Origin of the sequence: Anabaena sp. CS-542/02 (genome assembly GCF_028331085.1) — a bacterium.
GTDB classification, from domain to species: Bacteria; Cyanobacteriota; Cyanobacteriia; order Cyanobacteriales; family Nostocaceae; genus Anabaenopsis; species Anabaenopsis arnoldii.
Window position 1 is genome coordinate 1 of sequence record NZ_JAQMTM010000164.1, and the last position, 9,887, is coordinate 9,887.

Consider the following 9,887-nt stretch of genomic DNA (forward strand, 5'->3'; position numbering starts at 1 on the left):
CCGCGACTTGTGGAAAAATTATACTAGAGGACTCACATACTGTGAGAAGTCGCGGAGCTAAACCACATACATGATTTCCTAGTCGGATTCATCCGACTTCAGCTTTCAGACAGGGGTTTTAAACCCCTGGCGTCCTCGGTAGCTTACTTTTTAGAACCTTCAACTAGCTGATAAAGCTTGCTTTCAAACTTCTGTGTACAGGCAGACCAATCATATTCAATAATAGAAGGGCGGGCTTGTTGAGTCATTTCTTCTTTCAGTTGGGGGTTACCAATAATTGTTACTACCTTATACGCAAAATCTCGTAGATTGTTGGGTTGAGCTAAAAAGCCATTCACACCGGGAAAAACTTGCTCTGAGGTGGAAGGTGCAACCACAGCTACTACGGGGGTACCAGAAGCCAAAGCTTCGTTATTTGTAGTGCAGAAATTCTCGGTTACAGAAGGGTTAACGAATACATCTGCACGAGCAAACCAACCTAAAAGTTCTGTACCATGGGACTCACCCCAGATAGTAATACCAGAGCCAAACTTTTGCGATCGCCGGCGCAATTCTTTATCCATTGGACCACTACCGACAATGACTAAATGCACATCTGGAATTTCCGCCGCAATCAGGGGGAACATATCTATAAGTTGGGTGACGTTCTTTTCTGCGGTAATGCGCCCCACAAATAATATCGTGGGTCTGTGGTCATGGGGAATGGGGTTATAAATGATATTACGCGGGTGAAATTTTTGACAGTCAATTCCTTGATAAGGAACATATTCACCCCGGATGCAATTTAGGCGCTGATACTTCTGGAGTTGTGCTTGGGAAGGAAATAAACTGACATCATAGACTTTGGTAGATTGCTTAACTAAAAGGGGGATAATCGGACGCATTAATTGGAAAAATAGATTACCCAAATAGTATTGGATGTAAGCCACAATATCGGTGTGGAAAATAGAAATAATCGGGGTGCGGGTTTTTTTAGCGTATTCCACCCCAATAGGGCGGCCATAACCCTGCAAAAATAGTGAATAAAATCCTCGCATTTGCGGTGCTTCTTCCACTACTATAATATCGGGTTCAAATTTTTCTAATAACTTGGTATCACTCCAATGGCGATAGTGTAATGGTTGGGGTAAGGACTTATAAAAAATTAGTGGTTTTGTGGGGAAAGAATAGGCAGAAAAGTTAGGAAAATGCTCTAACTCTTCGAGTCCTGACATGGGGCGCTTACCCACATTTTTCGGGTACTGATCATTAATTTCTGGGTGGACAAGAAAGACTTCATGGCCCTGTTGTAGTAACCAGCGTACCCGTTGGTGGACTGCAACTGAAACCCCGGTCAAAAAAGGTGCATATAATCCTGTAAATAGCGCGATGCGAAGGGGTTGCTTGTTCATGATTTGAGTTGATTTTTATATTTGTGTGCCAAAAGAATCATGTTTTTACACATGATTCCTGTTCGGCTTACATATCAATTGAGGGAAATATTTGGTGAAGCTGGTTGTTCTGATGGGTGGTAAGGGCGGTATTCAACTAGCTGAATCTTCCAGGGACTTTGGAATTTATAGGTAATACCCCGCCACTTAACTTTTGACATCCGCAGGGAAGAGAGAAATACTAATCCATAAACCCATTGTGTTAAAGGAATTGCCATTAACATCTTGAAAATTACGGCCATGGATAATTGGGTATGGGGTTGATGATGAGAGCGAATGACTAACTGTACTGCTAGCTCTAAAAAAACTGTAATTAGCAGTAGTGACAGTACATAGCTGCTATAGTAGCTAAAGGATAATATGGCAACATACCATTGTCCAGTTAGGAAAGCTGCTATAAACAATACACTCAAAAGAGTAGGAAACAAGATAGTTAAAATCGCGTTAACCACTACAGCTAACCAGTGGTGGTGATAAAGTCGGCAAAACAGTAGTTGGCGCTGCATCCATGATTTTAAGGCAGATAAATTGCACTCTTCCTGATTCACCATGATTAAAGAGGGGACAAATTTAATCCGCAGTTTATGTTTACCCAAGATGTCACCCATCATGGTATCTTCACAGAAAGCTTTTCCCCAGTGATCTAGCAATTTTGTTTGTTCCAGGACTGCTGTTTTTACCGCTAAAGTTCCACCCCAGGGGATACCATATATGTACATCTGTACTACCGCTGAGATGTTCCACATATACCTAACTATAGTTCCCCAATGGTTACCTTTAGCTACATACCAACGATTACCCGTTGTCGCCCCAATCTTGGGGTCTGCTAAGGGGGTGACCAATTCACGCAGCCAATGAGGATGAACAATGGTATCAGCATCTACTAAGGCGATCGCCTGGTAGGAACGGTCTAACTCAGTAATGGCTTGGATAATACAGCTACATTTGAGACTGCAATTTTTGCGGATAATTCTCAAGGGGCTGATGTCAACATTAGCGGCTCCATGCTCCTGGACTGTATGAGTAGCAACAGCCCATGCTGGATCTGACACACGATCAACGACCACTTTTAAATCATACTCTGGGTAATTCTGATTCAAAAGCGCCTTTAAACAATCACTCAAAAACGGGTCAGCACCACGGAGGCAGAGAATCACTGCCGTTTTAGGTAATTCTTCATCTGGTAACAGAGTCCTTTTGTATGACTGTAGATACCATAAGAAGACTAACATAAAAAACACTTGAACAGCCAGGCCAACGGTTAAACATTTGCATAGGAATATTACTAATTCATTCATCTTTAGTTCCTAAGCTGTGATTGACCTTGGGCAATGAAGTAGAGCAACGGAAGTGACGGTCTTGTTACTCAGTCAAAAAGCACTCTTAATTGACATCAAAGAGAAATCTGACCATCAATAGGCTGATCTAGTGTATCATAAGGATGGTATTCAAGCAATCGGATATTCCAGGGATTTTCTACACGATAAATAATACCACGCCATTTAACTGTTGACATCCCTAGGGAAGCTACCAAAGCTAACCCATATACCAACTGTGTCAGAGGAATAGCAAGGAACATTTTCCTGACTATATCCATTGATAATTTTGTAGTTGGTTGACCATGAGCGCGAATTACTTGACTAACTCCTAACTCTAAAATCAGGGTGATTAAGAGTAATCCCACAGTATAAATGCAATAGGTAGTCAACAATAAAAACGCTAAGTCCCATTGTGTATCTAGCAACGATAACACAAACAATACTATTGCCACACAAGGAAACAGAATACTAGACACAGCATCGCCAATGATGGCTAACCAAGAGGGATGGTAAAGTCTACAGTAGAACAGCAGGCGCTTAAGAGATTCTATGAAGCCAAGTAAATCGCACTCTTCCCGATTGAGCATAATTAGAGAAGGTACAAACTGAACTCGCAACCCATGTTCTTTGAGGATATTGTGCATCATAAAATCTTCCCCCAAAGCTTCCCCCCATTTATCTAGCAGACCTGTTTGGCGTAGTACATCTGTTTTAATTGCTAAAGTCCCACCCCAAGGAACTCGGAACAAGTACATCTGCACAACGGTAGATACATTACCGATATACCGGACTAAAGACCCCCAATACTTACCAGTGGGTACAAACCAACGATTACCCGTGGTCGCTCCCACTTGGGGATGAGCTAGAGGACTAACTAGTTGACGTAGCCAATGAGGGTGAACAATGGTATCAGCATCTACTAAGGCGATCGCTTTGTAGGAATCATCCAATTCTGACACAGCTTGCAACAGGGAACTGCATTTAAGACTGCAGTTGTGTCGGATAACCCTCAGGGGGCTGATTTCTACGTTCGTGGCTCCTTGTGCTTTGATAGTCTCATTAACAAGCCAAGCTGGATCTTCCTGACTATCAATAATCACCTTTAAATCATACTCTGGATAATCCTGATTTAATAGTGCTTCCACACAGTTAGACAAATAAGGATCGGCTCCCCGTAGACAAAGAATCACCGCCGTTTTGGGTAACTGTTCATCGGCTGATAAATTTGGCGATTTTGATGATCTGAGGTAGAATAGAAAAACCATTGCTAAACACATTTGAATAGCCAGCCAACCCAGCAGAGACTGAGTAATGAATATCGTCAACTCTTTCATATATAGTATTTCCCATGCTCGTGAGGTACAAAGTTGTTTAGTTTCAGGGAACAGGGAATAGGGAACAGGGAACAGGGAATAGGGAACAGGGAACAGGGAATAGGCAATTGATGTGTACTTCATTAGCCTGAAAAAGGCTATATAGTGGTCTCCGGCGGTTTTTGCCTTGTGTAATAGCGAGTCGCGCTCATCCCCATCCCCCATCCCTATTCCCCCTTATGAATCCAGGGAATATTTCATCAAAATGTTGATGGTGGTATTTTGATTTCGTATTAGTAAAAAGCTGGCATCATGAAACTTGGGTGTACCGGTAACAATTGAAACGGTGGGGTTTTGGGAAATACCAAAACCTTCTTGAGGTATACCCAGAAAGTCTTTATTAAGCTTGCGATCGCCATTTTGATCATCCATGACGGCCACTGCATAATTTCCCGGCTTCAAGCCCGAAAAAACATGAGTGACACTTGTCCCCCTAGGCTGCACACAAGCGCTTTTAACCACTGCATCAGTATTGGAGGGAAAACCCCTAGAGCTAGAGTAAACCCCCATACAAATCTCACCCTTTTGGTTATTAATACCATCCACAACAACTGTTAATGTTGCAGTAGGTTTAGCGTTGACTGTTTTGGCAAAGCTAATACTCAATAAAGTAGCTAGGATTAAACGACTCAGATGTGTAATTTTCAACATAGTTACTGACCTGAAAAGGTGATTTTGCTTTGGACTATTGATGACAGCAGTTGATATTAGGAGTGATTAGCTGTTTTATATAAAGAAAATACTATTTGAGGAGTCTTTAGTAAATCTTTAAGCAACAGATATTCATTGCCTTGCAACTGCTGATAAATGCTGATGTGGCAAAGTAGACGCTGATCAAGACTCAGGGGAAATAGCCAAACAGAGCGCATATATTCCCAAACTATTCTCCAATGTGGCAATAAGATTTTGCCTTTATTAGCTGAGTCAAACCAAAGGGCATAAGCATACAAATCAGGTAAAATTCTCCGATTATCTGGAGATTTTCCTTGGTTCAACAAATGATAATTGGGAAAGAACATACTCAATGACTGTCCCGAATGGCTTCTAGCAAAAAATAAGTATTCTGGGATTTCGTAAAATTCCCCCAGCAAACCAATCCTTAATAATAAAATGCCATCTGCAGTACCATAACTCCCCATAGGTGGTACTTTCCTGAGACCGCTAGCGCGAATTACTCCATATAACTGATAGCACAGATGTTTACTCAGTAACTGATGAAAGCGCTCATGGGGTTGTGGTGAATCAGTCTTGAGTTGAATATTGTAGTTTTCCAGAAAATCACCATTCTCATCGATAAAACATACATGAGAATGAGACAAAATTACCTTTGGGTTATGATCAAGTACCTCCACACATTTGATCAGAAAGTCTGGGGCGTGTAAATCATCATAAGCCGCCCATTTAAAGTATTCACCCACAGACAAATCAAACACACGATTGAAGTTACGCGCACAACCAAGATTAATTTGATTACGATAGTAACGAATCCGTTGATCTTGCGCTGCATAACCCCGACAAATTGCTTCAGTTTGATCTGTAGAAGCATTATCTGAGATAATCAACTCAAAATCTGCAAAGGTCTGAGCCAAAAGTGAATCCAGGGCTGCTTTGATAAATTTCTCGCCATTGTACACAGGCAATCCGATACTTAACTTCGGCTTGTTACTCATATAGTATGATGTTTGGTAAAATGGCGAAACAAAAACTATTTACCTATCTTTTCGATATCAGTGGTCTGCAGCCATGCTTGTGTAAGCCTCAAACCATCTTCCAGGTCAATTTTTGGCTTGTAATCTAATAGAGTTTGAGCCTTAGCAATAGCATAAGCATAAGGACGAGTCATAAAATCTACAGATTCTGGTAGGATGTCAGCCTTTTTGCGAAAAAGTTTTTGTCCTTGGGCGCGGAGTTTAAGAAATAACTTCATTTCATCTTTGGGTAAAGACATAGGCGCAGATAAACCTTCCATGGCTGCTAAACGCAGAAAATATTCTTTCCAGGAGGTCTGTTGACCATCGGTAATGTTAAATACTTCACCGTAGGTTTCTTTTGCAACTGCAAGAAAAATCCCATCAATCAAGTTATCTACATATACATGATTCATTACACCCTGACCATCGTTAGCATAGGCGAATAATTTTTGACGCATCATTAAAATTGGTCGCACTACCCAAGCAGGACTTCCTGGACCATAAACATCTCCAGCGCGGATAATAATTACACCAAAATCTGGGGGAGAATTCAGGGGTAAAAGCTCGGTTTCGGCTTCTATTTTGGTCTGACAGTAGGAATTATTCTCCCCCGATAGTGTCCCAGTTTCTGTCACACCATCGGGATAATTAAAGCCGTATACCATCACACTAGAAAGATGGACAAAAGTTTTCACACCAGCATTTTTAGCAGCTTTGGCTATATTCAGGGTACCGGCAACATTGACGCTACGAAATTCTTTAATTGGGCCAGCTTCTTGAGCAATTTGAGCAGTATGTAAAACAATATCTACACCTTGACAGACTTTTTGAGCAATATTAGCATCTGTAATCTCACCGACAATGATCTCAATACCTAAATCTTGGGTTGTTTTGTTGACATGAGGAGAACTTTGTAGTCCTCTAACTTTCATTCCTTGGGCTATGGCTAATTCAGCCGCACGACAACCGATAAATTCATCAACACCAGTGATTAAGAGAGTTTTATTTTGCAGGTTCATAGAGGGATGACTGTTTCGGATAAGGGGTTTAATTAGAAAATATCCGCCGGGTCTGCGGAACGAAGTTTATTAATAGCAAGTGACCCTGAAGTAATGCACATGAGCACTGCTGAAACTAAAACGATGATGGCATTATTCGCAGTCATCATGATGGGTAACTTGGTCGCTTCCATCGCAAAACTATATAAGCCTATGGAGAGGATAAAACCTGGGATATAACCCAATAAAGCCAGGATTAATGCTTGCTGAAAAACTACATTTAGTAAATATCCATTAGCATATCCAATCGCTTTCAAAGTTGCGTAGGCAATTAATTGATTAGCAATATTGCTGTAAAGGATTTGATAGACAATGACAACACCCACCACAGAAGCCATAGTTAGCATGAGGTTGAGTATAAAACCGATGGGTGTCCTCACAGACCAATACTCTCTCTCAAAATCAATAAAGCCTTGACGAGTAAAGACTTGGACATCATTAGGTAAACTGGCGATTAATTGTTGCAAAACTGCATCAGGATTTGCGCCTGGTTTAAGGGTAATGACACCAATATCAATCATGTCTGCGGGGCGAGTATTAGGATTGATCCTCAGAAAAGTGGAATCACTGACAATTAAGTTACCATCAACACCAAAAGAAGGACCTAAGCTAAATAATCCACCGACTCTGACTCTGTAACCAATGGCAGCATCAAAGGGGAAGATTTCAATTGTCTGTTCAGTATTTCCAGCAGTAAAATTACTGGCGATCGGTCCAAATTCTGGGCGGGAAATGCGATCGAAAAGGACGATATCGGGAATTTTGAGCTTGTCTAAATTGGTGGCAACTTCTGGTATATTGAATACAGATTTTCCCGGGTCAAAGCCAATTACATAGATAGAATATTTCTCTCCACTGGCGGGATTTTTTAATTTGGCAAATTGCAAATATATGGGGCTAACTGACTCTACACCATCAAAACTCAAGGTTTGGTATAAACGACCACGGGAAAAACTTTGACTGGCGGTCAAGGCTTTATATTGGGAACTAACTAAAAATAAATCCCCTTGAAGATTTTGATGCAGTGCGGTGGCGCTAGAATAAAGCGCATCTTGAAAGCCCAGCTGGATAAATGTCAGCAGCACAATAAAAGCAATTCCACCTACAGCTACTAAAAACCTAACTTTTTGTTGGGCTAGCTGTAGCCATGCTAAAGGAATTTTTAAGTTCATGGTTTAATACCATTGGATTTCGTAGTCTCGAAAGGTGTGTAATTAGATTTGAATGGCAACATCCACTTGTAAGTTAGTTAAACGCTCTACCCGTTGACTATCTGCGGGGTCATTAATGCTAATTTTGACTGCCACTATTCTGCGGTCTGTATCTGCTGCGGGATTAAGACTGAAGATACGTTGTCTGTCAACTTGCCAACCGATTTCGTTGACTGTTCCCTGTATTTTACCGGGAAATGCGTTACTGGTAATGGTAGCTGTTTGACCTAAATTTACTTTTTGAATATCAGTTTGATACACTTCTGCAATTACATACATTTGAGATATCTTGCCTATCTCACCAAATCCAGTGCTGCTAATGGCTTCTCCGGTTTTGGCGTGAATTTTCAGAACTTTACCATCTATGGGAGATTTCAGGTAAGTTAATTCTTGGTCTGCTTTGGCTTGTTTGATGGCAGTTACAGCACTATTAACTTCAGCTTGTGCCAATTGTACATCAACAGTACGTACTTCTGTTAAACTGTTAAGTCTGGCTTTGGCTTCTTTGAGTTGGTCTTGGAGAGTATTTTCGGTTCTATTCAGGTTGGCTTTGGCTTCTTTGAGCTGCTCTTGTAGGGTCTGGAGTTGCAAAGCTTTCGTATCTGCTACCGTAGCGGGGACAGCACCCTCTTGGTATAACTGCTGATATCGATTATTTTCGGTTTGGGCGTTGTTTACTTGGGCCTGGATGCGGTTGATGGTGGCCTTTTGAGCCGCAATGTCCCCTTTTAATTGGGACTCTAAACCTGCGATCGCAGCTTTTTGGGCGGCAATATCTCCGGGTTTAGCGCCAGACTGGACTTGTGCTAGTTTAGCTTTAGCAATTTCTAGTTGGTCTAAAGCCTGTTGCAGTGCCGCAGTGGAACGCTGATGACTTTCTAGATATGCCAATACTTGACCGGCCTTGACTGCTTCTCCTTCCCTAACTAAAGTTTTTCCTACCCGCACACCGTTGACTGAATTGGGTGCAGATAAATTAATTACTTCCCCTTCAGGTTGCAAACGTCCCAAAGCTGTTACCGCCTGTTTTACAGGAGCAGCCTGGGGTAAATTTTCCCCAGAAGTTGTCACTTCCTGGCTAAGTCGATTTTGTGAAAAGCTGTAAATTACTAATCCAGTGGCTAAACTGATACAAGCCGCCACAATGATCCGCCAGCGCCCTCGGGGTTTGATGAGTAAGAGGCGTTGTTTGTTTGCTGCCATATTTTTATTCCAATTGTGCTATGCCAGGGACAGCCTAAATGGCCAGATGATGTGAAGGTAATCAACGGTTTGCTTAAGTAAACTCAGCGGTCTAATTGGTTCTATATAAATTGTTATACGCCTATACAGCTGCCTTAAATTCCTAGATGATCCGCAAACTTTAATGATGGTGTCACTGCAAATCTTCCTTAGTTTTATCCTAATTTCATCTCAAATGAAGTAGTGTAAAGTACAATATATAGCATTTCCCATGCTCGTGAGGTACAAAGTTGTTTAGTTTCAGGCAACAGGGAACAGGGAACAGGGAACAGGGAACAGGGAATAGGGTACAAGGAATAGGCAATTGATGTGTACTTCATTAGCCTGAAAAAGGCTATATGTGCTAAAAGGTCTAAATTTCCGGATTTATGCAGTGCTGAGAAACCTTAACCAGGAAAACCTGTATAATCTCGTGTTTAATCATTGCAGAAAACTATCATCTTGTCAATGTGAATTTAGAGGTTGTTTGATAACTTTTAAAACATCTTAGGGAACAGGGAACAGGGAACAGGGAACAGGGAACAGGGAATCGGGAACAGGGAACAGGGAACAGGGAACAGGGA

8 protein-coding genes are annotated in these 9,887 nt (G+C 41.5%); all 8 read right to left on the reverse strand.

The window, feature by feature from the left end:
• Window positions 1-143 precede the first annotated feature (143 nt).
• Window positions 144-1,391: a glycosyltransferase gene (locus PN447_RS17035; RefSeq protein WP_271764196.1), complete on the reverse strand. Its 1,248-nt coding sequence runs from the start codon at window positions 1,389-1,391 to the stop codon at window positions 144-146.
• 74 nt (window positions 1,392-1,465) lie between these two features.
• On the reverse strand, window positions 1,466-2,728 hold the full coding sequence (locus PN447_RS17040; protein ID WP_271764197.1) for a glycosyltransferase: 1,263 nt from the start codon (window positions 2,726-2,728) through the stop codon (window positions 1,466-1,468).
• A gap of 95 nt (window positions 2,729-2,823) precedes the next feature.
• Window positions 2,824-4,083: a glycosyltransferase gene (locus PN447_RS17045; RefSeq protein ID WP_271764198.1), complete on the reverse strand. Its 1,260-nt coding sequence runs from the start codon at window positions 4,081-4,083 to the stop codon at window positions 2,824-2,826.
• Between the two features lie 216 nt (window positions 4,084-4,299).
• Window positions 4,300-4,773, reverse strand: coding sequence for a DUF2141 domain-containing protein (locus PN447_RS17050; protein ID WP_271764199.1), 474 nt, complete (start codon window positions 4,771-4,773; stop codon window positions 4,300-4,302).
• Window positions 4,774-4,829: 56 nt separating this feature from the next.
• Complete coding sequence (locus PN447_RS17055) at window positions 4,830-5,792, reverse strand: glycosyltransferase family 2 protein (protein WP_271764200.1); 963 nt, start codon at window positions 5,790-5,792, stop codon at window positions 4,830-4,832.
• 35 nt (window positions 5,793-5,827) lie between these two features.
• Window positions 5,828-6,832 carry an NAD-dependent epimerase/dehydratase family protein gene (locus PN447_RS17060; protein WP_271764201.1) on the reverse strand — a complete coding sequence of 335 codons (1,005 nt, stop codon included), beginning with the start codon at window positions 6,830-6,832 and terminating at the stop codon, window positions 5,828-5,830.
• A gap of 32 nt (window positions 6,833-6,864) precedes the next feature.
• Window positions 6,865-8,043: an ABC transporter permease DevC gene (gene devC / locus PN447_RS17065; RefSeq protein WP_271764202.1), complete on the reverse strand. Its 1,179-nt coding sequence runs from the start codon at window positions 8,041-8,043 to the stop codon at window positions 6,865-6,867.
• A gap of 42 nt (window positions 8,044-8,085) precedes the next feature.
• Complete coding sequence (locus PN447_RS17070) at window positions 8,086-9,285, reverse strand: ABC exporter membrane fusion protein (RefSeq protein WP_271764203.1); 1,200 nt, start codon at window positions 9,283-9,285, stop codon at window positions 8,086-8,088.
• Window positions 9,286-9,887: the final 602 nt, after the last annotated feature.